Annotated in this window: 18 protein-coding genes and 1 pseudogene; 8 read left to right on the plus strand and 11 right to left on the minus strand. The window is 62.1% G+C overall.

Annotation, left to right across the window (positions count from 1 at the left end):
- Positions 1-44: 44 nt before the first annotated feature.
- The 5 genes from prfB to cysS all read right to left on the minus strand — a co-directional run bounded on the left by prfB (position 45) and on the right by cysS (position 5,656).
- Positions 45-1,157, minus strand: coding sequence for a peptide chain release factor 2 (gene prfB / locus PUQ42_RS06230; protein ID WP_087310956.1), 1,113 nt, complete (start codon positions 1,155-1,157; stop codon positions 45-47).
- 21 nt (positions 1,158-1,178) lie between these two features.
- Entirely contained in the window at positions 1,179-1,814 is a 636-nt protein-coding gene (locus PUQ42_RS06235) for a cytidylate kinase-like family protein (protein ID WP_087404821.1), read from the minus strand.
- Positions 1,815-1,820: 6 nt separating this feature from the next.
- Positions 1,821-3,215, minus strand: a complete 1,395-nt coding sequence (locus PUQ42_RS06240) for an MATE family efflux transporter (RefSeq protein ID WP_087404822.1) — start codon at positions 3,213-3,215, stop codon at positions 1,821-1,823.
- A 379-nt stretch (positions 3,216-3,594) separates the two neighbouring features.
- Positions 3,595-4,164 (minus strand): hypothetical protein, encoded by a 570-nt coding sequence (locus PUQ42_RS06245; RefSeq protein ID WP_273372017.1) that lies wholly within the window; start codon positions 4,162-4,164, stop codon positions 3,595-3,597.
- A 16-nt stretch (positions 4,165-4,180) separates the two neighbouring features.
- Positions 4,181-5,656, minus strand: coding sequence for a cysteine--tRNA ligase (gene cysS / locus PUQ42_RS06250; RefSeq protein ID WP_273372020.1), 1,476 nt, complete (start codon positions 5,654-5,656; stop codon positions 4,181-4,183).
- A 90-nt stretch (positions 5,657-5,746) separates the two neighbouring features.
- Between cysS and PUQ42_RS06255 the strand changes: the two are divergent.
- Both PUQ42_RS06255 and PUQ42_RS06260 read left to right on the plus strand, forming a co-directional pair.
- A pseudogene (locus PUQ42_RS06255) lies at positions 5,747-6,943 on the plus strand (DEAD/DEAH box helicase); the annotation flags it as partial.
- 793 nt (positions 6,944-7,736) lie between these two features.
- Positions 7,737-10,970: a glycosyltransferase family 117 protein gene (locus tag PUQ42_RS06260; RefSeq protein WP_273372023.1), complete on the plus strand. Its 3,234-nt coding sequence runs from the start codon at positions 7,737-7,739 to the stop codon at positions 10,968-10,970.
- 474 nt (positions 10,971-11,444) lie between these two features.
- Here PUQ42_RS06260 and PUQ42_RS06265 read toward each other — a convergent pair whose 3' ends face one another.
- Positions 11,445-13,115: an AMP-binding protein gene (locus PUQ42_RS06265; protein WP_087310949.1), complete on the minus strand. Its 1,671-nt coding sequence runs from the start codon at positions 13,113-13,115 to the stop codon at positions 11,445-11,447.
- A gap of 96 nt (positions 13,116-13,211) precedes the next feature.
- Here PUQ42_RS06265 and queG point away from each other — a divergent pair, with 96 nt between their 5' ends.
- Positions 13,212-14,177 carry a tRNA epoxyqueuosine(34) reductase QueG gene (queG, locus tag PUQ42_RS06270; protein WP_273372026.1) on the plus strand — a complete coding sequence of 322 codons (966 nt, stop codon included), beginning with the start codon at positions 13,212-13,214 and terminating at the stop codon, positions 14,175-14,177.
- Positions 14,178-14,550: 373 nt separating this feature from the next.
- Here the strand turns inward: queG and PUQ42_RS06275 are convergent, their stop codons facing one another.
- From PUQ42_RS06275 to PUQ42_RS06285, 3 genes are all read right to left on the minus strand, one after another.
- The gene (locus tag PUQ42_RS06275) at positions 14,551-14,673 is read right to left on the minus strand and encodes a hypothetical protein (protein WP_262580033.1); all 123 of its coding nucleotides are present in this window, start codon (positions 14,671-14,673) and stop codon (positions 14,551-14,553) included.
- A 153-nt stretch (positions 14,674-14,826) separates the two neighbouring features.
- Complete coding sequence (locus PUQ42_RS06280) at positions 14,827-15,765, minus strand: tetratricopeptide repeat protein (protein WP_122120408.1); 939 nt, start codon at positions 15,763-15,765, stop codon at positions 14,827-14,829.
- 103 nt (positions 15,766-15,868) lie between these two features.
- Complete coding sequence (locus PUQ42_RS06285) at positions 15,869-16,315, minus strand: nucleoside deaminase (protein ID WP_273372031.1); 447 nt, start codon at positions 16,313-16,315, stop codon at positions 15,869-15,871.
- Between the two features lie 190 nt (positions 16,316-16,505).
- Here PUQ42_RS06285 and aspS point away from each other — a divergent pair, with 190 nt between their 5' ends.
- Positions 16,506-18,269 carry an aspartate--tRNA ligase gene (aspS, locus tag PUQ42_RS06290; RefSeq protein ID WP_273372034.1) on the plus strand — a complete coding sequence of 588 codons (1,764 nt, stop codon included), beginning with the start codon at positions 16,506-16,508 and terminating at the stop codon, positions 18,267-18,269.
- Between the two features lie 134 nt (positions 18,270-18,403).
- Here the strand turns inward: aspS and PUQ42_RS06295 are convergent, their stop codons facing one another.
- Together PUQ42_RS06295 and PUQ42_RS06300 are read right to left on the minus strand one after the other, a co-directional pair.
- On the minus strand, positions 18,404-18,787 hold the full coding sequence (locus PUQ42_RS06295) for a DUF2752 domain-containing protein (RefSeq protein ID WP_273372036.1): 384 nt from the start codon (positions 18,785-18,787) through the stop codon (positions 18,404-18,406).
- A 12-nt stretch (positions 18,788-18,799) separates the two neighbouring features.
- The gene (locus tag PUQ42_RS06300) at positions 18,800-19,156 is read right to left on the minus strand and encodes a CD225/dispanin family protein (protein ID WP_122120405.1); all 357 of its coding nucleotides are present in this window, start codon (positions 19,154-19,156) and stop codon (positions 18,800-18,802) included.
- Positions 19,157-19,243: 87 nt separating this feature from the next.
- On the opposite strand from PUQ42_RS06300, the gene PUQ42_RS06305 reads away from it, so the two are divergent.
- The 4 genes from PUQ42_RS06305 to PUQ42_RS06320 all read left to right on the plus strand — a co-directional run bounded on the left by PUQ42_RS06305 (position 19,244) and on the right by PUQ42_RS06320 (position 24,863).
- Positions 19,244-20,521, plus strand: a complete 1,278-nt coding sequence (locus tag PUQ42_RS06305) for a replication-associated recombination protein A (RefSeq protein WP_273372039.1) — start codon at positions 19,244-19,246, stop codon at positions 20,519-20,521.
- Positions 20,500-21,810 carry a PDZ domain-containing protein gene (locus tag PUQ42_RS06310; protein WP_273372042.1) on the plus strand — a complete coding sequence of 437 codons (1,311 nt, stop codon included), beginning with the start codon at positions 20,500-20,502 and terminating at the stop codon, positions 21,808-21,810. Before PUQ42_RS06305 ends, PUQ42_RS06310 begins: the two co-directional genes overlap by 22 nt.
- A gap of 11 nt (positions 21,811-21,821) precedes the next feature.
- Entirely contained in the window at positions 21,822-22,343 is a 522-nt protein-coding gene (locus PUQ42_RS06315; protein WP_273372044.1) for a metallophosphoesterase family protein, read from the plus strand.
- Between the two features lie 69 nt (positions 22,344-22,412).
- Positions 22,413-24,863, plus strand: a complete 2,451-nt coding sequence (locus tag PUQ42_RS06320; RefSeq protein WP_273372046.1) for an ATP-dependent Clp protease ATP-binding subunit — start codon at positions 22,413-22,415, stop codon at positions 24,861-24,863.
- Positions 24,864-24,929 lie beyond the last annotated feature (66 nt).

Here is a 24,929-nt window from a genome sequence, read left to right on the forward strand (position 1 = left end):
CGGTCAGCAAGGCAACGCACCCCGCGGTCCGGCGAAGGAATCCGCTACGCATTGGCGCCGAACTCCATGAGATAGGCCTTGATGAAGGCATCCAGATCGCCGTCCATCACCGCCTCGACGTTCGAAGTCTGGACACCCGTACGGTGGTCCTTGACGCGGCGGTCGTCGAAGACATACGACCGGATCTGCGAACCCCACTCGATCTTCTTCTTCGAGGCTTCGAGCGCCTGCTGCGTGGCCATGCGCTTGTCCAGTTCGCGCTGGTAGAGTTTCGACCGCAGGATGCGCATCGCATTCTCGCGGTTCATCAGCTGCGAACGTGTCTCCATGTTTTCGATCAGATACTCGACCGGTTCGCCCGTATCGGGGTCCTTGCCGTGGTAGCGCAGCCGCACGGCCGTCTCGACCTTGTTGACGTTCTGGCCGCCGGCCCCCGACGAACGGAACGTATCCCACTCGATGTCGGCCGGGTTGATCGTGATCTCGATCGTGTCGTCAACGGCCGGCGAGACGAAGACCGACGCGAAGGTCGTCTGCCGCTTGTTGTTGGCATTGAAGGGCGACAGACGCACCATGCGGTGAACGCCGTTCTCGCTCTTGAGGTAACCGTAGGCGTATTCGCCCTCGAACTCCAGCGTGCAGGACTTTACGCCCACCTCGTCACCGGCCTGATAATCGAGCACCTTGACCTTGTAGCCGTGAGCCTCGCCCCAACGCGTGTACATGCGCATGAGCATCGAGGCCCAGTCCAGCGCCTCCGTACCGCCCGCTCCGGCGTTGATATCCATGATGGCTCCCAACTTGTCCTCGTCGCGGCGCAGCATGTTACGCATCTCGAGCTTTTCGATCTTCTCGAGCGTCGAGGCGTAATGGGCGTCGAGTTCGGCCTCGGTCATGACCCCCTCCTTGACGAAGTCGGGCATCAGTTCGAGATCCTCGACATCCTTGCGGATGGCGTCGTAATCCTCGACCCACGCCTTGATGCCGGCCACCTTGCGCAACTGTTCGCGCGCCCGGTCGGGGTCACCCCAGAAGTCGGGCTCCTGTGTCTTCTCCTCCTCGTTGCGCAGGTCGATGCGCTTCTGCTCGATGTCCAGGCAGCGTTCCAAAGCCTCGCGCCGCTGTTCGAGCTCCTTGATCTGATCGGATAATACCATATGTTGCAGTCTGCTTGTTTGCTAAAATTTCTCGTGAAGCCTGCGTCCCGCGAAGTCCAGAATGAAATCGGCCGTCTCCTCTTCGCCCAGCTTCGAGGAGTTGACACACAGATGATAGGTGGCGGCCTGTCCCCAGGTTCGCAGGCTGTAGTAGTTGTAGTACGAAGCCCGCTGCGCGTCGATGCGCTCCATCATGGCGCGGGCCTCCTCCTCCGAGCAGTCGTGCCGCTTGCGGAGGCGCGCTACGCGATCGGCCTCGTCGGCCGTAATGAAGACGTTGACGCAGCGCGGATTGTCGCGCAGAATGTAGTCGGCGCACCGTCCGACGAAGATCGCCGACTCGCGTGAGGCAATCTCGCGAATCACATCGCTCTGGATGCGGAACAGCGATTCGTTGGCCAGGATATTGTTCGTGTTGCCCCCTTCGTAGCCCGTGAACGGAGCACGGAAGTAGCCGATCAGCGTAGCGAACGTACCCTTGGCTTCGCGTTCGTCGGCCCGTTCGAAACACTCGGGACAGAGCCCGCTCTCGCGGGCGGCGAGATTGATAAGCTCCTTGTCGTAGAGCTTGATGCCCAGACGCCGGGCGATGATCTCGCCGACGATCTTGCCGCCGCTGCCCAGCTGGCGGCCGATATTGATGACGAATTTATCCATAGACGATCACTGTTTTTCGGGTTCGGAAGCCTGCTGTCTGCGGAAATAGCGCAGCTGCCAGGTCAGCATGAAGAAGGCGACGATCGAGGCCAGCAGATCCGAGAGCGGCATCGAGGCCCAGACGCCCCAGCTGCCGTCCCACGACGTATATCGGTCGAAGATGTGCGGCAGGAAGATCAGGAACGGCATGAGGAACAACAGCTGCCGCGACAGCGACAGGAAGATGGCCTTGCCGGCCATGCCGATGCTCATGAAGAAGTTCGTGGCCACCATCTGGAAGCCGATGATCGGATAGCAGATGAAGGTGATGCGCATACCCTCGACCGAGAGGCGAATCAACTCCTCGTCCGCCGTAAAGAGGCTGACGGCCAGCCGCGGAAAGAGTTCGCCGATCAGGAATCCGCATACCGTGATGCACGTGGCGCCGATCATCGTCAGTTTCAGCACCCGCATGACGCGGTCGAACTGCCGTGCGCCGTAGTTGTAGCCGGCGATGGGCTGCATGCCCTGGTTCAGTCCCATGACGATCATCACGAAGAAGAATCCCAGACGGTTAACGATGCCGTAGGCGCCGATCATCAGGTCGCCGCCGAACTCCTTCAACCCCTTGTTGATGAGAATGACGATGAAGCAGGCGGCCAGATTCATCAGGAAGGGCGACATGCCGATCGAGAGGATGTCGCGGACAATCTTGCGGCGCAGGCGGTAGATGCCGCGTCGGAAGTGGAGCAGCTCCTGCCGGTCCGACAGGAGCCGGAACTGCCAGACGAGCGAGATAATCTGGGCCAGAATCGTGGCGATGGCCGCCCCGCGGATGCCCCAGTCGAACCAGAAGATGAAGATCGGGTCGAGGATGGCATTGATGACCACCGTACTGATCGTGGCGTACATCGACTTGCGGGGGTGCCCCGCGGCGCGCAGGATGGAGTTCAGACCCAGATAGATGTGCGTGACAACGTTGCCGAGCAGGATGATGACCATGTACTCGCGGGCGTAGCCGATCGTCGCCTCGCTGGCCCCGAAGAAGTAGAGGATCGGATCAAGGAAGAGCAGGGCGACAATACTGAAGGCGATGCCGATGATGATGTTGAGCATCACGACGTTGCCCAACACGCGCTGGGCCGTCTCGTAGTCGCGCTGCCCGAGGCGCATGGAGACCAGTGTCGCGGCACCCACGCCGACGAGCGATCCGAAGGCCGCGGCGAGGTTCATCAACGGGAAGGTCAGCGCCAGTCCCGAGATGGCCAGGGGACCGACACCATGGCCGATGAAGATACTGTCGACCATGTTATAGAGCGAGGAGGCCGTCATGGCGATGATCGCCGGCACGGCATACTGTACAAGCAGCTTCCGGATCCGCTCGGTACCGAGTTCCAGAGCCGCCACTTTAAGTTCCGCCATAGTTTCTGTTATTGCTTGCTTCTTGTTTTTGTTATTCGTTCGGTTCCTGCAGGGCGCGTTCCAAACCATTCAAGGAGGTTCAAGGACAGCTCCGGGCAGCCCGTTCGGGAACGGATGCCACAATGGAGAGTCTGTTCGGATTGCCGCAGGTTTCGTCTCTCCGGTTCTCCGGTCCTGCCGGGTGCACCGGGTCCTCTCCGCCTCCCGGGCCGTGCGGGGCTTCTCCCCGACTCTCCGGTCCTGCCGGGTGCGCCGGGTCCTCTCTGCCTCCCGGGCCGTGCGGGGCTTGCCTCGGCCTCTCTTCCCCCTCTCTTCCCCCTCTCCTTCTCCTTGGCCACTCACTCCAGTCCTGTCTCCACGGCTTCTCTCCCCCCCCCGATTATCGCGGCACGGCACGGTCGAGGCGGTCAAACCACCCGGCGTAGATCTCCGGCGAGGTCGAAAGCCCCAACTCCTCCGTCATGAAGGCCGACGCATCGCCCGAATACCACTGCCGCGTGACGTAGACCGTCAGCCGCACTTCGGAGGTGAGCCCCGTCGACTGCACGACAAAACTCAGGTGGCGGATCTCGCCGGCCATCGGCACAAGGATCTCCGGTTCGGCGGGCAGCACCTGCCGCGCCACAACGAGTCCCGATGCCCGGTCGGCACTCACGATCAAACACCCCTCACGCTGCAGCAGGTCGAAAAGCAGGTCGTAACACTCTGCGGCGCCGACCGTCATCCGGTGACGGGTAAGGCTGTCCAACTGCTGCGGATCGGGCATTCCGTCGACGACGGAGGTTTGTTCGCGGGCCGCAAGGTAGGCGTTCGACGTGCACGCCTGGAGCAGGCCTCCCGCCAGCACCACCACCGCTGCGACACAGCCCCACCATCCGTTGCCACGGCCCCGCCATCCGCCGCCACGGCCGGCCGGCCGCCGGCCGTTTTCCTGCAGGATACGCTTCATACGACCGGATCCGTAGTTACTCCAACTCCCAGTCCGAACCGTCCTTGCGGTCCTTGACGCGGATGCCGGCTGCGGTGAGTCCGTCGCGGATGCGGTCCGACGTAGCCCAGTCCTTCGAGGCCTTGGCTCCCTGACGGATATCGAGCAGCATCTCCACGAGCGGTGTCACGTAGTCGCGGCCCGAAGCCGTACCGGCAGCCTTTTCGTCGCGCAGTCCCAGGATGTCGAAGGCATAGAGGCGGAACGTCCGGCGCAGCTTCTCGAGATCCTCGGCCGTAATGGTCTGCGTACCGTCGGCCAGCTGGTTGATCGTGCGCACCCAGTCGAAGAGGGCCGAGATAACCATCGGCGAGTTCAGATCGTCATCCATGGCCGTGCGGCAGCGCTCCTCGAGTTCGTCGGGCGAGACGGTCGACACGGCCGAGGGCCGGATCTTGCCCAGCGTCTCGATTCCCTTCATCAGACGGTCGAGCCCCTTTTCGGCGGCCTGCAGCGCCTCGTTCGAGAAGTCGAGCGTCGAGCGGTAGTGGGCCTGCAGCACGAAGAAACGGATCGTCATCGGCGAGTAGGCCTGGGCCAGCAGGCGGTGCGAGCCCGTGAAGAGCTCCTCGAGCGTAATGAAGTTGCCGAGCGACTTGCCCATCTTCTGGCCGTTGATCGTAATCATGTTGTTGTGCACCCAGTAGCGGGCCGAGTCGTGGCCCAGGGCGGCGGTCGACTGCGCGATCTCACACTCGTGGTGGGGGAACATCAGGTCCATGCCGCCGCCGTGGATGTCGAAACGCTCGCCCAGATAGCGCGTCGACATGGCCGAGCACTCCATGTGCCAGCCGGGGAAACCGTCACTCCAGGGCGAGGGCCAGCGCATGATGTGTTCGGGCGAGGCCTTCTTCCAGAGGGCGAAGTCGTAGGAGTGGTGCTTGTCCGACTGGCCGTCCAGCTCGCGCGTATTGGTAACGATGTCCTCGAGGTTGCGGCCCGAGAGGCATCCGTAGTGGTATTTGCGGTTGTATTTCTCGACGTCGAAATAGATCGAACCGTTCGATTCGTAGGCGAAGCCTGCCTCGAGGATACGCTTGACGAACTCGATCTGCTCGATGATGTGGCCCGAGGCGCAGGGTTCGATCGAGGGCGACTCGACATTGAGGGCATCCATCGCCCGGTGGTAACGCTCCGTGTAGTAGTGGGCCACCTCCATGGGTTCCAACTGCTCGAGGCGTGCCTTCTTGGCGATCTTGTCCTCACCCTCGTCGGCATCGTGCTCGAGGTGGCCGACGTCGGTGATGTTGCGCACGTAGCGGACCTTGTAGCCCAGCGCCTTGAGGTAGTGGAAGAGCAGGTCGAAGGTCACCGCCGGACGGGCATGGCCCAGATGGGGATCGCCGTATACCGTCGGGCCGCAGACATACATGCCGACACGGCCCTCGACCAGGGGTTCGAACTCCTCCTTGCGACGGGAGAGCGTATTGTAAAGTACGAGTTTGGATTCCATAATAATTCGGTTTAACGACGTTTTGAACGGGTAAAGATACGAATTTTATGCGTTATCCCGAAAATTTATCGTACCTTTACCCCGATTATTATGAAATTTCAGGATTTAGGACTCTCGGCGCCGCTGCTGCGCGCCGTCTCGGAAAAGGGTTACGAAACCCCCACCCCCATTCAGGAACAAGCCATACCGCCCGCCCTCGAGGGCCGCGACCTGCAGGGTTGCGCCCAGACCGGCACGGGCAAAACCGCAGCCTTCACGCTGCCCATTCTGCAACTGCTGGCCCAGGAGCCGCCCGTACGGGGACGGCGTCCGATCCGGGCGCTGGTGCTCACCCCCACGCGCGAACTGGCCATCCAGATCGACGAGTGCTGCCGCGACTACGCCCGCTACACGCCGATCCGCCACTGCGTCATCTTCGGCGGCGTCAACCAGCGGCCGCAGGTCGAGGCGCTCGAACGGGGCGTCGACCTGCTCGTGGCCACGCCGGGGCGCCTGCTCGACCTGATCGGCCAGGGCTACATCTCGCTCGACGCCATCCGCTTCTTCGTCCTCGACGAGGCCGACCGCATGCTCGACATGGGCTTCATCCACGACATCCGGCGCATCCTGCCGCTGCTGCCCGCGAAGCGGCAGACGCTCTTCTTCTCGGCCACCATGCCGGAGGAGATCGCCGCACTGGCCGCCCGGATCCTGCACGACCCGGTGCTGGTGACCGTCACGCCGCCGGCTTCGGTGGTCGAGACCATCGCACAGCGGGTCTACTTCGCCGAGAAGAGCGAGAAGAGCGAGCTGCTGATCCGCCTGTTGCGCGAATCGGATGCGCGGCAGGTGCTGGTCTTCACCCGCACCAAACACGGCGCCGACCGGCTGGCCAGGATCCTCAACCGGGCGGGGATCGACGCGGCGGCCATCCACGGCAACAAGTCGCAGAATGCCCGCGTACGGGCGATGAACGACTTCAAGTCGGGAGCGTGCCGCGTGCTGATCGCCACGGATATCGCCGCCCGCGGCATCGACATCGACCAGCTGCCGCTCGTAGTCAACTATGACCTGCCGGAGGTGGCCGAGACCTACGTCCACCGCATCGGCCGTACGGGGCGTGCCGGGCGGGAAGGCTCGGCGTGGTCGTTCTGCTCCGAAGCCGAACTGGAATACCTGCTCGGGATCCAGAAGCTCACGGGGCTGATTCTCCCCATCGAGGGGGAGACCCCGGCCTATGCCGCCGAGGCACTGGAGGAGGCCGCGCGGCGTCAGGCCCGGGCCGACAGGAAGAGCCGCAGCGCCAAGCCGACGGCTCCGAAGCGAAACACTCCTGCCGCACAGACTTCCGCTGCTTCATCCGCCGCTCCGGCGACTTCGGAGGGGGAAAAGCCCCAACACTCCGGACAACCCGCTCCGACCCGAAAGTCGCCCCGGGACACCGCGCCGACAGCCGCCGGGAAGGTGGCAGCACCCGCCCAAGAGACAATCCCGGACAGCAAAGCGACGGTCCAATCTGCCGAAGCAACGGCTTCTACCGTCCGGGAAACGGCCCCGAACGCCGGAGAACGTGCCGGCACCGCCCCGAAACGCCGACGCCGCCACCGTCGCCGCGGGGCTGCCGCAACCCCGGACGCCGCCACCTCCGCACCTTCCGGCCTCTCCTCCCGGAAGCCGAAACAAGCCCCCGAGGTCTCCGCCGGCCAACCGGCCCCGGTGAAGGAGGCAGCCCGCGACATGGCGCAGCCGAAATCGGTCCCGACGAAGAATAGCTCCCGCAACGCGGTGCAACCGAAGCCGAACAGCGGCCATGCCGGCAAACGCCCGGCGGCTCCGACCTCCCGCAACGCGTCGACGGAGCCCCGTCCGGAACCGTCACCGTCACGCAACACCCGCCCGCGCAACGACCGGAACAACGACCGGCGCCATGGCAGAGACAAGACCTCGCCGAAGGGCTCGCCGCGCACGGGCCGCACCCCGCGCCCCGAGGTTCGGGAAGAAAATCGCATTTCGCATACGAACGATTGGAAAAACCGCGTTAAATCACTACTTTTGCGAACATTCGGCAAATAACCACCGCCTTTAGGAATTTGTGAACGATATGCATCTCTTCAAACGCTGGAACAACCTCGTCGGATGGGGCGTCTTCGCCATTGCGGCGATCGTCTACCTGATGACCATGGAACCCGTGTCGAGTCTCTGGGACTGCTCGGAGTTCATCGCCACCTCCTACAAACTCGAAGTGGGACACCCGCCCGGCGCTCCGCTCTTCATGATGCTGGCCCGGCTGGCCACCCTCTTCGCCTTCGGCAACCCCGATTACGTGGGCATGGCCGTCAATGCGATGAACTCGCTGGCCAGCGCCTTCTGCATCCTCTTCCTCTTCTGGACGATCACCCACCTGGCCCGCCGCATGGCTACGCGCAACGGTGCCGAACTGACCCGCCCGACCATCGTGGCCATCCTCGGTGCCGGCGCCGTCGGAGCCCTGGCCTACACCTTCACCGACACCTTCTGGTTCTCGGCCATCGAGGGTGAGGTCTACGCCCTCTCGTCGATGTTCACGGCGCTGGTCGTCTGGCTCATGCTCAAGTGGGAGGAGCAGGCCGACGAACCCCACGCCTCGCGCTGGATCGTGCTGATCGCCTACCTGATGGGACTCTCGATCGGCGTGCACATCCTCAACCTGCTGTGCATCCCCGCGCTGGTCTTCATCTACTACTTCCGCAAAACGGAGCACATTACCTGGAAAGGCGTCGTCGGCACCACACTGCTGGCCGGAGCCCTGATCATCTTCGTCAACTACATCATCATCCCCTGCACGATCTGGATCGGCGCCCAGTTCGACACGCTCTTCGTCAACACGCTGGGACTGCCCGTCAACACGGGCTTCGCCCTGAGCATGCTGGGACTGCTGGCCCTGATGGGCTGGGCCACGTGGCAGAGCCACCGCCGCCAGCGGCCGCTGCTCAACCTCTTCCTGCTCTCGACGACGATGATCCTCATCGGCTTCTCGTCCTACGCCTCGGTGGTCATCCGGGCCTCGGTCAACCCGCCGATGAACTCCAACAACCCGAACAACCCCCATGCGCTGCTCTCGGTGCTCAACCGCGAACAGTACGGCAACCGTCCGCTGTTGTACGGCGCCCAATACTCGGCGCCTCCCGAGAACGTTACCTCCAAGGAGGTCCGCTATCTGGACGAGGACGGCAAATACAAGAAGGCCTCCATCCTGACGGGCTATACCCACGCGCCGGAGTTCATGACCCTCTTCCCGCGCATGTGGAACGCCTCGAAGGGCGAAAAGGAGTACAAGCAGTGGGCCGCCTACCGCACCAAGACCGAGACGCTGCGCGATGAAAACGGCGAGATCCAGCGCGACGCCTCGGGGCGTCCCGTGCGCGGCGAGGTGCTCGACTACGGCCGCAAGCACGTCTACACGGACTCCTACGGCGATACGCGCAGCATCGTCGAGCCGACCTTCGGCGAGAACCTCTACTTCTTCTTCAACTACCAGCTCTCGTACATGTACTGGCGCTACTTCCTGTGGAATTTCGTCGGCCGCCAGAGCGACATCCAGCCCTTGCGCACGACGATCACCGACGGAAACTGGCTCTCGGGCATCCAGTGGATCGACCGCATGTACGTCGGGCCGCAGGACAACCTGCCGCGCGAAGTGGCCGAGAACAAGGGGCGCAACACCTACTATTTCCTCCCCTTCCTGCTGGGTCTGATCGGACTGATCTACCAGTTGAACCGCGATCCGCGCAACTTCTCGATCGTCATGTGGCTCTTCATCATGATGGGTGTAGCGCTGGTCGTCTACTTCAACACCTCGCCCGGCGAACCGCGTGAACGCGACTACGTCTATGCAGGTTCGTTCTACGCCTTCTCGATCTGGATCGGGTGCGGGGTGCTGGCGCTGCGCGAGCTGATCGAACGGATCGCCAAACGCCGCAACCTTGCCACGGCGGCTGCCGCCATCGTCCTTTCGCTGAGCGTGCCGGGAATCCTCGCGGCCCAGAACTGGGACGACCACGACCGCTCGCACCGTACGATGGCCCGCGATATCGGCTGGAACTACCTCCAGTCGACACTCCCCAACTCGATCATCCTCAACTACGGCGACAACGACACCTTCCCGCTGTGGAACAACCAGGAGGTCTACGGCGTACGGCCCGACGTGCGGATCGTCAACACGTCGTACCTCGGCGGCGAATGGTACATCGACGAGATGAAGACCCGCGCCAACGAAGCGGCCGGCGTCCCCTTCTCGCTGCCCAAACACAAGTATACCTACACGAACGATCTGGTGCCGGTGCTGGAGAAGCTGGACCGCGTTCCGGAGCTGCGCGAGGTGATCGACTTCGTGCGCAGCGACGATCCGCGCAGCCAGGTGCAGTACAGCGACGGCACGTGGGCCGACTACATCCCCGCCAAGCGCATTGCGCTGCCCGTCAACAAGGAGAATGCCATCGCTTCGGGGATCGTGGCCGAGAAGGATCGCGACAAGATGGTCGATACGGTCTACATCAACCTGCGGGGCAATTCGGTGGACAAGAGCCAGCTGATGATCCTCGACATGCTCGCGAACTTCGACTGGAAACGCCCCGTCTACCTCACGCAGGTCTACATCATGCAGGACCTCGGACTGATGGATTATCTGCAGTTTGACGGCTACGCCTACCGTTTCGTGCCGATCCGCACGCCGGTGGAGAACCCCTACGAGATCGGGCGCATCGACACGGACTACACCGCACCGCTGCTCCGGGATACGTTCCGCTACGGAAACCTCAACGATCCACGGGTTTACGTCGATTACTTCATCCAGTACAACCTCGCGGCCTCGCATGCCCGCGACGCCTTTGCCCGTGTGGCCAAGGAACTGCTGCGCGAAGGAAAGGTCCAGGAGGCCGTCGAGCTGCTGGACCTGGGTCTGGAGAAGCTGCCCACGTCGCAAATCCGCTTCACGGACTCCAACACCTACCCCTTCCTCGAGGCCTACTATGCCGCCTCGGCCATGGGAGACGAGGAGGCAGCCGAGAAGGGGGATGCCCTGCTGCGGGAGTATGCCCAGACGCTGATCGAGTATATCGAGTACTATCTGCGTTTCGAGGGGGCTCAGGGCGACATGGTTTCGGGACTGATCGACGAAAAGCTGGACCAGCTGGGCGACGTCTACTACCTGGCCAGCTATGCCGGACGCCGCGGCATCGTGTCCGAACTGAACAACTACTACCGTACGCTGGGCGTCTCGGAGGAGAATCTCATCCAGGTAGACAGCATCTCCGAAGCGGTCGATTCGGCCCAGAATCTCCCGGCCGAAGCCAAATAGAAACTTCCCGAAGGGGCGGGTGGGGACGAGTTGACCCGAAGCCGGCCCCTGGTCCATACAAATAAAAAACGCACGGATAAAACCGTGCGTTTTTTATTTCGTCTTTGTTTGATTGTGTCAGTCCGACTTCGGTCCGTCGCCATTCAGAGAGTGTCCGGGGCAAGATTTTAATCAGGGCATCCGGTTCGTCCGTTCATCCGGTCTTTCGGTCCTTCGGGCAGCCCATTATCCAACTCACCGGTCTACCAAGCCATCGCCCCCCCCTTTGGTCAGCCGCCGTCCAGCCTCGGTCAACCGCATTCCGTCTGGTCGGTCCCCGTCAGCCGCTCTCCGTCCACTCTCCAGTCGGGCGTTCCGTCCGGCGTCCGGTCACCCGGGGCAAACGTTTCATCCGGACAGCCCGGAAGCCTTCCGGGCCTCCAACCGGACATTCCATCCGCTCTTGCTCTTCCTCCCAGCCTCCGGGGCCTCCGGTCAGGATTTCTCGGGCGTGGGATGCTCGGAAGGCTTGTTCTTCGAACCGTTCTTGTTGTAGAGGAACCGCCGGATCTTCTGCGTCGGCGTCTTCACGAAATCCTCCTTCTCCTCAACTACCTCCGAAATCCGCGAAAAACGGTTCACCTTCGCATTGACGAACTCCATGATCTCCTTCTTCAACTGTTCGGTCTTGGCCTCCAACGCCTCCTTCTTGGTCGCCCACTCCTCGCGCCAGTTATCGATCATCGACTCAATCTCCTCGCGATTGAAGTGAACCAGGGCAATCAGACGCCCTTCGTGCTCCGTAACAATCGAATCGGCAATGCAGACATGCGAGTTCAATACACTTTCGATATCCTCGGGATAGATATTCTCTCCGCCGGGGCCCACGATCATGTTTTTCAGACGTCCCTTGATGTAGAGCCAGCCGTCCTTGTCGAATTCGCCCAGGTCGCCCGTACGGAACCACCCGTCGGCCGTAAAGGCCTCGCGCGTAGCCTCGGGATTCTTGTAGTAGCCGAGCATGATGCTCGGCGTGAGGGCGACGATCTCGCCCTGCCGCGTCTGGGGGTTGACGTTATCCAGCCGCAGCTGCACGCCCGGCGCCTGGGGGCCCGTCGAGCCCAGTCGCACCTGTGAAGGCGCCGCACCGGCCAGCAGCGGAGCCGTCTCGGTGAGTCCGTAACCGATGGCATAGGGCACACGGGCTTCCAGCAGAAAGCGTTCGGCTCCCCGATCGAGTTTCGAACCGCCGATTCCGAGGAAACGCATCCGGCCGCCGAAGACCTTCATGAGTTTCTTGCCCGCCACCCGGTTGAGATAGCGGCGCAGGAAGCCCACACGGTAGGCAGTGCGCCAGAAGCCGTTGGAGTTGAACTTGGCCAACACCTGATGGCGGTAGATCTTCTCGATCACGAGCGGCACGATGAGCATCACCGTAGGCCGCACGCTGCGCAGCGCCGGCATCAGGGCCGAGGCCGTGGGCGGACGGTCGAGGTAGACCACCCGAGCTCCCTCGGAGAAGGGGTAGATCATGCCGATCGAGCACTCGTAGGTATGCGACAGTGGCAGTACCGAGAGGAAGATATCGTCCCAATGAACCGGGAAGATCGAAGACGAAAGGTCGATCTGCCGGCACAGGGCCGCATGGGTCAGCATGACACCCTTGGGTTTGGAGGTCGTACCCGACGTATAGATGATCACGGCCAGATCGTCGGGTTTGGGGATGGCCGTGGCCCCCTCCTCCCGGACGTGCTGGGCAATGACACCGAGATTTTTCGTACGGACCACGACATTCAGACGGTCGATGGTCTTGCGGGAAAGTTTCGTGAAGAGACGGTCGGAGACCAGCAGCGCCCGGGCTTCGGCGTGTTCGATGATCATGTCGAGCTCCTCGCCCGAGAAGTCGGGCAGAATCGGCACGGCGACCATGCCGGCCGAGGTGATGGCAAAATAACAGATGCCCCAGTTGGGCATGTTGCTGCTCAGCAGGGCGACCTTGTCCCCGGGACGAAGTCCCGAGGTAGTCAGGATCTCCTGCACACGGGCAATACGACGGCCCACTTCAGCATAAGTCACATCCTCGCCGTCGAACATCGAGTAGGCGATCCGCGATGCGAACTTCTCCACACTGTTGCGAACCAGTTCGTACAGGGTATTGATAATCATGACGTATTCTTGTTATCCGTGAAAGGAACGCAATATTACGGGGCTAAGTTACGAATTTCCAACCAAAAAATACTATTTTTGGCGTAAAATATCAATATGCTCGACCATTCGAATATCAAAAGGCTCGCCGCGGAGACGGGGTTCGATCTCTGCGGCGTGGCGCCGTGCCGTCACCTGGACGAGGGCGAGTCGCGTTTCCGCGAATGGATCGCCTGCGGCTACCAGTCGTCGCTGGCCTATCTGGAGCGGAATACGGAGAAGCGCTTCGATCCGCGGCTGCTGGTCGAGGGGGCCTGCACGGCCGTAGTCTGCGCCGTGGGATACAAGAACGTCGTCAGCGACGGTTATCCCGCCGCTCACCGCACGAAGATCGCCTCGTATGCCTGCGCCGTGGATTACCACACGCTGCTGCGCGGAATGCTCCGCCAGCTGTTCGAGGGGTTGCGCGAGACTTCGCCCGAACTCCGGGGACGGGTCTTCGTCGACACGGCTCCGCTGGCCGAAAAGCTGCTGGCCGTGGAGGCCGGGCTGGGATGGATCGGACGCCAGTCGCTGCTGGTGACCCCCGAGTTGGGGAGTTTCCTCGTCCTGGGCGAATTGATTCTCTGCGAGGAGTGCGACCGCTACGACACGCCCTTCGGCGAATCGCGCTGCGGAACGTGCCGCGCCTGCGTGGAGAGCTGCCCCACGGGGGCGGTGATGCCCGGGCGGGGAATCGACACGGCACGCTGCATCGCGTGCCACACCATCGAACGCGAACCCGCACAACGGATCGATCTCCACGGCTGGATCTTCGGCTGCGACGCCTGTCAGAGCAGCTGTCCCTGGAACCGCCGCGCCCCGCTCCACCGCAACCGGGCATTCGATCCCGTGTTCGATCCGCGCGGCATGGATGCCGCGGCGTGGCGGAAGATGGACGAAGCGGAATTCGAACGCCGCTGCGGCCAGACGCCGCTGACACGCAGCGGTCTGGAGCGCATCCGCGGCAATATCGCCGCGGAGCCGGCCGCAAGGGCCTGCGACGACGTGCGGCCCGCCCCCGAAGAGACGGACCGCAGCTGAATAGGGATAACAGGCGTAAAGCGTATAGGAGGAGGCCCCTGCGCGAGGGTGATCTCCCCGTTGAAACTCCCGCCCGAGGCCGGTTCCAAGCCCGTATAGACAAACGGCGCATTGATCGTCGGAAAGCTGCTGCCGCCGGTGACGAAGACACCGGTCGTGTCGCCGGGGCTCCAGAGCATGTTGCAACCGTCGTCGGCCAACTGCGTGCGCGACGCCGGAACGGCCGCCTCGAGGCGAATGCGATGCGTGACCAGACGCTGAGCCCCGGCCGACGGACTCTCTGCCGTGGGGTCCGAGGCGCACCCCGTCAACAGGGCGGCACTCCAAAGGATCAGTGCGGCGATGCAGATCGCCGCACCCGTTCGCAGTCGTTTCATGACCACTCCTCCCGATCGAAACCTTCGATCTCTCCGTCGACCTCCGAGACGGCAAATCCGCGTTCGACGCAGACCTCCAGCACCTCGATCTCCGGGCTTTCATACGTTTGCTTTTCCATGTCGTTGCGTTGAATGATGTGGCCCGGTTTCCTGCACTATCGTACCGGAGTCTCTTCCACGCGGGAAAAGAAGGCAGGAGAAAAAACAAGGAGCGACCCCGCAAGCGGGATCGCTCCTTCTATCATCCGCACCGGAGAACTCCGGCGTCGAAATTACTTCTGCAGTTCAGCCAGCGCAGCCTTGGCATTCTCGGCAGCCGGTCCGGCCGTCACCTTCTGGAAGGCCGAGATGGCCTGAGCCTTCATCTCCTTGGCGTTGTAGGCGGCACCCAGCAGGTAGTACATCAGACTCTTGTCCTCCTCCTCGGTCTGGGCATCGGCAGCAGCCTGAGCCAGTTCGATCACCTTGTCGTAGTCCTTCTTGTTGGCATAGGCCTGCAGGCGCACGTTCTGGAACAGAGCGCTTGCCGGGTTCTTCTCGAGCTGTGCGTCGGCCAGCTTGATGATGCCGTCGAAATCACCGGCAGTCTGCATCTCGGCCACCTTGTTGTTCGTGTAGAGGGCCATCATCTCCTTGGCCTTGGCCACGTCCTCGGCATATTTCGGGTGGGTCTTGGAGGCAATGGCCTCGTAGATGTCCATACCCTTCTCGTACTCGCCCATCTCGCAGTAGCTCATCGCCAGGTTCAGCGCCATGGCCGTGTTGTCGGGATCGGCCTTGTAGCCCTTCTCGAAGATGCCGGCAGCCGTCACATAGTCCTTGTTGTTGAAGGCCTCACCGCCCTGCAGCTGGTAGATCTTGGCCACCCAGCCGTTCGATTTGGCAGCCTGCGACATGTCGCCGTAGAGCTCGGCCAACTCGGCCGACTTGGAGAAGTTCTTCAGCGCCTCGTCGTAATTCTTGGTCTTGATGGCGGCTCCGCCTAGGTAGTAGTAGCATTTGGGCAGCGTCGACTTGGCCGTGGTAACCTGCGTAGCCACCTCCTCGTTGTCGCCTCCCAGGTCAATCACCTGCTCGAACTTGGCTGCGGCGCCGGCGAAATCCTTGGCGTTGAACGCCGCACCGGCTTCGTTGTAGAGCGTCGTCACATCCTGTGCCGAAAGCGACAGGGCCGCCATCAGCGCTACGGCCGAAACAAAAATCTTTTTCATTTTCATTTTCAATCGTTTTAATTTTTTAGGTTCCGAGTCATCAAAACGTCCGCGTAGGGCGCGTTGGGACAAAAATACAAAAAAATTTCCGCTTTTGCCAAATTTAATTCCGCAACGAGGCAAAAAAAGAGGTCATCAGAGCTTCACACTCTCCGCCCAGCACACCGCTCGCAACCTCCGTTTTGGGGTGGAAAACCCGTTCGCTGTAGCGGCGGAAACCCCGCTTCGGATCGTCCGCGCCCCAGACCACCCGGCCCACCTGCGCCCACGCGATCGCCCCGGCACACATGATGCACGGTTCGACCGTCACATAGAGCGTACACTTGGGCAGATACTTGCCTCCGAGCGTCGAGGCGGCAGCCGTCAGGGCCTGCATCTCGGCATGGGCCGTCGGATCGGACAAGGTCTCCACGAGGTTGTGCCCGCGGCCGATTACCGCATCGCCCGACACGACGACCGCCCCGATGGGCACCTCCTGCATATCGAACGCTTTTCGGGCCTCGTTTAGTGCCAGGCGCATGAATTTTTCATCGATTTGACGCTGATCCATATCGGTTTTTCTGCAAAAAACGCAATTTTTCCGCGATTTTCCAAATTTTCGCAACTCCCCGCAACGGGGTTCCGACTCCGGAGCTCCTTTTTTTCAGCCCCGGCGGCTTTTTCTCCGCAAAAGTTATTACCTTTGTGGGTTGTTTGAAACAAACCTACGTTCACTCACGGACAAACAAACTTACACGTCAATGTACAGAACTCATACCTGCGGGTGCCTCCGGGCCTGCAATGTCCACGAAAACGTCACCCTGGCCGGGTGGGTGCAGAAAGTCAGAAACCTCGGCGCCATGACCTTCATCGACCTGCGCGACCGTTACGGCCTGACGCAGATCGTCGTCGAGGAGCACTCCCCCGCCGAAGCCCGCCAGACGGCCGCCCGCCTGGGCCGCGAATGGGTCATCCAGGTCGAGGGCGAGGTCGTCGAGCGCCAGTCGAAGAACCCCAAGATGCCCACGGGCGACATCGAAGTCTCGGCCCGCCGCATCACGGTGCTCCACGAAGCCGAGATCCCGCCCTTCACCATCGAGGAGGTCTCGGACGGCGGCGACGACCTGCGCATGAAATACCGCTACCTCGACCTGCGGCGTCCGCCCCTGCAGCGCAACCTGATCCTGCGCCACAAGATGGCCCAGGAGATCCGCCGCTTCCTCTCGGACGAGGGGTTCCTCGAGATCGAAACCCCCTATCTGGTCGCCTCGACGCCCGAAGGCGCCCGTGACTTCGTCGTCCCGAGCCGCATGTCGCCCAACCAGTTCTACGCCCTGCCGCAGTCGCCGCAGATTCTCAAGCAGCTGCTCATGGTGGCCGGCTATGACAAGTATTTCCAGATCGTGCGCTGCTTCCGCGACGAGGACCTGCGCGCCGACCGTCAGCCCGAATTCACGCAGATCGACTGCGAGATGTCGTTCGTCGAGCAGGAGGACGTTCTCGAGGTCTTCGAGCGCTGGGCCAAGCACATGTTCAAGACCGTGCTGGGCATCGACTTCACCGAGCCGCTGCGCCGCATGCCCTGGATCGAGGCCATGGAGAAGTACGGCTCGGACAAACCCGACCTGCGCTTCGGCATGGAGTTCTCCGATCTGACCGACCTGGCCAAGGGACACGGATTCTCGGTCTTCGACCAGGCCGAATACGTCACCGGCTTCGCCGCTCCGGGCTGCGCCACCTACACGCGCAAGCAGATCGACGTCCTCACGGAGTTCGTCAAACGGCAGCAGATCGGCGCCAAGGGGCTGATCTGGATCCGTATGGAGACCGAAGGTGGCGTCAAGTCGTCGATCGACAAGTTCTACTCGCCCGAGGAGGTGCGCGCCATGGCCGAGCGTTGCGGCGCCAAGGCCGGTGACCTGGTCCTGATCCTCTGCGGCAAGAAGTTCAAGGTGCTGCCGCAGTTGTGCGCCCTGCGTCTGGAGGTGGCCCAGCAGCTGGGGCTGCGCGATCCGAAGAAGTTCGCGCCGCTGTGGGTCGTCGACTTTCCCCTGTTCGAGTGGGACGACGAGACGCAGCGCTTCTACGCCGTACACCACCCCTTCACCTCGCCCAAACCCGAGGATATCGAATTCCTCGACAGCGACCCGGGCCGCGTGCGGGCAAACGCCTACGACTTCGTCTGCAACGGTACGGAGATCGGTGGCGGCTCGATCCGTATCCACGATTCGAAACTCCAGGAGAAGATGTTCGAACTGCTGGGCTTCACGCCCGAACAGGCTCAGGCCCGTTTCGGCTTCCTGATGAACGCCTTCAAGTACGGCGCACCCCCTCATGGAGGTCTGGCCTTCGGTTTCGACCGTTTGTGCGCGCTCTTCGGCGGTTCGGACTCGATCCGCGACTACATTGCCTTCCCGAAGAACAACGCCGGCCGCGACATGATGCTCGACGCGCCGAACTTCATCGACCAGTCGCAGCTCGACGAACTCTACCTCACGCTGCGCAAGCCCGAGGCCGGCAAATAGCCGATCGCGTGCCATAAAAAAACGGTCCGGATCGATCCGGACCGTTTTTTTATGGCAAATGTTCGGCTCCCGCTTCATGGTTTGCCGACCGACCGCCGGAGGATTGTGCGCCACCTTCCACCGGACGACGGGATTTACAGCTTGACACCCGGCAGGTTGCGCACCACCCACCAGACCATGAAGAGCAGACAATAGACCCATGCAAGCCACCGGTGCTGCACCACGGGACGCCAGCGCCGGGCCACCCGACCGTTGTCGAGCGACGTCCAGACAACAAGCAGAAGATAGGGAACCGCCACCACCAGAAAGAGGTTGTAACCGAGGGCCTCGCGCACCTGTCCGTGCAGCAGGCTGTGCAGGGCGCGCTGTCCGCCGCAGGCCGGACACTGCCAGCCGGTCCACTCATGGAACCAGCAGCGCGGCAGCCAGTCCGCATGCGAGGGATCGACGCCGTAATAGAGCAGCACGGCCCCGACAAGCAGGACTGGGACCCCGATCCAAAGGTATCTTCGGGACACGCAGCCGCAGCATCAGAGACCGGCGGCCGACCAGGAGAGCAGCCCCAGCACGACGGCCAGCAACAGATAGATCACCCAACAGCCGACGGCCACCCCGACCGAGACCCACGTCCAGGTCCGGGCCCGTTTGGCCGAACGGAAGGCCGCTTCGCGGTTGCCCGAGAACCAGTAGGAGTCGACCTGCGTCGAATAGACGATGGCGACGATTCCGAAGGGCAGGCAGCAGAAGAGCGTGCTGAGAATGGCCCACGGCAGGAAATTGTCCGGTTTCTCCGCTTCGGGCTTCTGAACCGATGCGGCGGCACCGGTTTCGCAGGCCGAAGAGCGAGTCGTCGACCCGTCGGCCGGTTTGGGATCCAAGATTTCCATAGGCGGCATATGAATTGGTTTCAGCAAAACAAATATACGTTTTTTTTCGAAATTGCGTATCTTTGATCCGTCAAAACGCGTCGAATCATGCCGAATATCCCCTTAGCCGAACGCCTGCGCCCGCAGACCCTCGATGAGTACATCGGGCAGGAACATCTCGTGGGTCCGAAGGGCGTTTTCCGCAAATTCTTCGAGACGGGAAACGTCCCCTCGTTCATCCTCTGGGGGCCTCCCGGAGTCGGGAAGACCACGCTGGCGCGGATCGTCGCCTCGCAGCTCAACCGTCCGTTCTTCACCCTTTCGGCCGTCACGTCGGGCGTCAAGGAGGTCCGCGAGGTGATCGAGTCGGCCCGCAAGCAGCGGTTCTTCGACCAGCAGCCCCCGTTCCTCTTCATCGACGAGATCCACCGCTTCAACAAGTCGCAGCAGGATTCGCTGCTCGGGGCCGTCGAGCAGGGGATCGTCACGCTGATCGGCGCCACTACGGAAAACCCCTCGTTCGAGGTAATCTCCCCGCTGCTGAGCCGCTGTCAGGTCTACATCCTCAAGGCGCTGGAGGATGCCGACCTGCAGAAACTGCTCGACCGCGCACTGGCCAAGGACACCGAACTGCGCGAACGACAGATCGAGGTGCAGCAGACCGCGGCGCTGTTCCGCTTCTCGGGGGGCGATGCCCGCAAGCTGCTCAACATTCTCGACATCGTGGTGGGGGCCACCGACGGCAAGGTGACGATCACCGACCAATACGTACAGGACTGCCTCCAGGAAAACATCGCCCTCTACGACAAGAACGGCGAACAGCACTACGACATCATCTCGGCCTTCATCAAGTCCGTTCGGGGCAGCGACCCCAACGCCGCCATCTACTACCTGGCGCGGATGCTGGCCGGCGGTGAGGAGCCGCGCTTCATCGCCCGGCGGCTGGTGATCCTCGCCTCCGAAGATATCGGGCTGGCCAATCCCAACGCCCTGCTGCTGGCCAACGCCTGCTTCGACACGGTGCATAAGATCGGCATGCCCGAGGCCCGCATCACGCTGGCCGAAACGACCATCTATCTGGCCACCTCGGCCAAGAGCAACTCGGCCTACATGGCCATCAACAAGGCCCTCGCGATGGTCGAACACGACACGACGAACCGTCCCGTGCCGCTCCACCTGCGCAACGCCCCGACGCGGCTGATGAAGCAGGCGGGCTATGCCGAGGGGTACAAGTACGCCCACGACTACGAGGGGCACTTCGCCGAGCTGGAGTTCCTGCCCGAATCGCTCGCGGGGACGAAATTCTACGAACCCGACACACAGAATGCCGCCGAGGCCAAGATCGCCGAACGCATCCACGCGTTATGGAAAGAGAAGTACCGATAGAGCAGCGGCCGCTGGCGGATCCGATGGCAGCAGATCCGGCTTACGACATCTCGCCGCCTGACGACACACAAGCCTTCATTAAACGCCTGATTATGAAAAAAACACTACCACTTCTGCTATTCTCAGTTCTGCTCTCCTTGAAGAGCGTTGCCGCCGTTCCGGAGGGAGCGATTCCCTTCATCTTCGACAGGCATCTGTACCTGCAGTCTACCCTGAATGATTCGATTCCCGTTACCGTTGTTTACGATACCGGAGCCGATTTTCTCTATCTTGACAAGGACTTCCTGAAGCTCAACGATCTTCAAGACGCTTTCGGAAGAAGGGGCAAGGCAAAAATGGGAGGGGCGGGAAATGGAGGACCCCAACTCACGGAGATCTTTATCGACCCGGTCCGGATCCGTTGCGGAACAATGGAATATCAAAACAAGATTACCCCCATAATCGCGTTACGTGATATTCTGGGGAGGCATACGGACGGCTTGTTAGGCAATACGCACCTGTTAAGATCCCCTCTGGAGATCAATTTCAGCGAGGGCTACATGCTTCCGCTCAAAGCGCCCGTTCCGACCGAAAGGCTTGCCGATTACGTGAAACTCGAAGCCCGATTCGAGAACAACCGCATTGATGTAAGGGCAAGGCTGCAGATTGACGATAAAAATACGCTGGAGGGATGGTTCAGAATGGATTTGGGATGCGGCTCCACCGTTATTCTCACAAATGAAGCAGCCTCGACACTCAATCTGGGAGAGCTGCCCAAAGCCTGTTTCCGCACTCAAGCCGGAGGAATCGGGGGCGGCTCGGACGAAGTTACGATACGGGCGGCAAAATTCTGCATGGCCGATACGCTCAGGAACCTCGTAATAAGCTATTCGCTCAATGAAAAGGGAGCCCTGTCGTCCGACAAACCCTACCTCGGTTTGATTGGCAACGGGATATGGTCGCTATATGATATTGTCCTGGATCCGGCAAACGCTTCGGTGTGGGTGAAGCGGAATGCGGACAAAGGGACCTACATGCAGTCGTCCGTAACACACATGGCAGCTTTTGACCGTACAGACATCTGCGACGGCTGGGTTGTCAATGGACTCTACAGAGACGGCATAGCCGAAAAGGCGGGCATCGAAATCGGGGATATCATCATCGCCATAAACGGCCGTCCGGTGAAAGATATACCTTGGGAAGAGCAGCGGAAAGGGCTGGACCTTCAGGGAGAAACCATATATACCGTAAAAAAAGCCGATGGCAGGACCGTTGTCTATACATTGTTCATCGACCTACCGATAATCTAATCGAAGCAGCATTGAAAAGGATAGGAATCATCTCCGATACGCACGGGACCTTCGACGAACCGTTGCGGGAATTCCTGAAGGAAGTCGACGAAATCTGGCATGCCGGCGACATCGGCTCGCTCGAGCTGGCCGACCGCATCGCCGCGTTCAAGCCCCTGCGCGCCGTCTGCGGCAACATCGACGACGGGATCACCCGCCGCGTCTACCCGCTCTTCCAGTCGTTCGAATGCGAGGGGGTGCGGGTGCTGATGACCCACATCGGCGGCTATCCGCGCCACTACGATCCGCGGGCCGTCGCCCGGATCCAGGCGCTGCGGCCGAAGCTCTTCATCGCCGGCCACTCGCACATCCTGAAGGTGATCTACGACCCCGTCTACGAGATGCTGGCCGTCAACCCCGGGGCCGCCGGCGAACGCGGCTTCCACCGGGTCCGCACGGCCATCCGCCTGAAGATCGATGGCGGCGAAATGCACGACATGGAGGTCGGCGAATGGCCCCGCCGTCAGGCAGATAGCACGGAGGTGTCCGAATAGACGATTCCGGCCATATACTAAACAGAAGCGTCCGGCCGTTAGTGATGCGAATTCTAACGACGACGCAACATGCAACCGAAAATCTCAAAGACGCTGGAGGGCATCATCGCCCGGGCGGCATTCAACACCACCAAGGCCGAGATCACCCGCTCGCTCAAGGACCGGCTTACGCTCGAACTGCTGCGCGAGGAGGGGTCCCTGGCCTACCAACTTCTTTCGGCCCGTCTCAGGGACTGGGAACTCTACCAGGTACGCCTGCGCATCGAACGCGAAATCGACGCAGCGGGCAACCCCGACGACGGATCGCCCGAAGAGTTCTACCGCAACTTCACCCGCGAACTGCTCGAAGCGTTCCCCGAGGTGAAGAGTATCTCCACGGCCCACGCCCTGCAACGCATCGCCGAAGAGCGTGCGAGCGTCACGGCCCGCGTGCTGGAGATGTACGGCATCACGGCCGCCATCATCGCCGAGGGGCTCCGCCGCTTCGCCTCGGGCAACGGCCTGCACATCGAAATCCCGGTGGCCGACCTGCTGAATTTCCACGAGGAAAACCGCCCGGCCGGGAAAAACGCACTGCTCGACAAGTTCGGCACCGACCTTACCCGGCTGGCTCGCGACGGAGGTATCGACCCCGTCATCGGACGCGACGCCGAAATCGAACGCGTCGTGCAGATCCTCTCGCGCCGCAAGAAGAACAATCCGATTCTGATCGGCGAGGCGGGCGTGGGCAAAAGTGCCATCGTCGAGGGGCTGGCGCTGCGCATCGCGCGCGGCGAGGTCCCCTACACGATTGCCGACAAGCGGCTCTTTGCGCTGGACCTCGCCGCCGTGGTCGCCGGAACGAAGTTCCGCGGCGAGTTCGAGGAGCGTCTGCAACAGCTCCTCGACGAGCTGCGCAGCGCCGACGACACGATCCTCTTCATCGACGAGATCCATACGATCGTCGGGGCCGGCGCCACGCAGGGAAGCCTCGATACGGCCAACATCCTCAAACCGGCACTGGCCCGGGGCGAGATCCGCGTCATCGGCGCCACGACACTCGACGAGTACCGCACCGACATCGAGAGCGATTCGGCCCTCGAACGGCGCTTCCAGCGCGTCATGGTCGAGCCCACGACTCCCGAACAGACGCTGCGCATCCTGCACCACATCGCCCCGCACTACGAACACCACCACCGCGTGCGCTACACCGAAGAGGCCCTTGAGGCGTGCGTGCAGCTGGCCGACCGCTACATCCCGGACCGATACTTCCCGGACAAGGCCATCGACCTGCTGGACGAGGCCGGATCGCGCGTCCACCTCGCATCGGCCGCCCAGCCCGAAGAGCTGCGCCACATGGAGGCCGAACTGCAGCAGGCGCGCAGCGAACGCCGCGAGGCGGTTCGCGAACTGGTCTACGAGCGAGCCGCCACGGCGCGGCTGCGCGAAATGGCCCTGCGCACGAAGATCGACGAGAGCCGCAACGCATGGCGGCAGCGTCTCGAGACGCATCCGGCCGAGATCGGCGAGGCGCAGATCCGCGCCGTGGTGGCCTCGATGACGGGCATCCCCACGGAACGGCTCTCCACCGGCGAGCAACACCGGCTGCAACAGCTGGGCGACCACCTCGCCCGCCGGGTCATCGGCCAGCCGGAGGCCGTCGAACGCATCTCGCGGACGATTCTCCGCTCGCGCACCGGACTGAAGGACGAACGGCGGCCTATCGGCGTCTTTCTCTTCGTCGGGCCCACGGGCGTGGGCAAGACGCTGCTGGCCAAGGAGGTCTCGCGCTGGCTCTTCGACGAACGCCGCGGACTGATCCGCATCGACATGAGCGAATACGCCGAGAAGCACAACGTCGCCCGGCTGATCGGAGCCCCTCCGGGCTACGTCGGCTACGGCGAGGGCGGACAGCTGACCGAAGCCGTCCGCCGGCAGCCCTACGCCGTGGTGCTCTTCGACGAGATCGAGAAGGCCCATCCCGAGGTCTTCAACGCCCTGCTGCAGATCTTCGACGAGGGCCATCTGACCGACGGTACGGGACGCCGGGTCGACTTCCGCAACACGATCCTGATCATGACCTCGAACGTCGGATCGCGAACCGCCGCCGTCCGCTCCGCACAGGTGGGTTTCGCCACCCCTTCGAAGCACCTGGCCGTCGACAGCACCCCGCAGTCCGAATACCGCAAGGCGCTGGAAAGCACCTTCTCGCCGGAGTTTCTCAACCGTATCGACGACATCGTCGTCTTCCGCCAGCTCGGGGTCGAGGACGTGGAGCGCATCGTCGATCTGGAGCTGCGGCAGCTACTCGACCGCACCCGCCGGCTGGGCTACCGGCTGCGCATCACCGACGGTGCGAAACGCCGCCTGGCCCGCATGGGCTACGAGGCGCGCTACGGAGCCAGGGCGCTGAAACGTACCCTCACCGACGAGGTCGAAGAGCCGCTTTCGACGCTGATCGTCGACGGCAAACTGCCGGCCGGCGGCACCGTGATCGTCGAATCGGACAAGCAGCACGGCATCCGGCTGCGCGTGGCCTGACACGGCGGCGGCCGGAACGACCTCCCCGGCATCTGTGAAAAAGGCGGACGGATTCTTTGTGAATCC

This window comes from Alistipes megaguti (genome assembly GCF_944320325.1).
Classification (GTDB): domain Bacteria; phylum Bacteroidota; class Bacteroidia; order Bacteroidales; family Rikenellaceae; genus Alistipes; species Alistipes megaguti.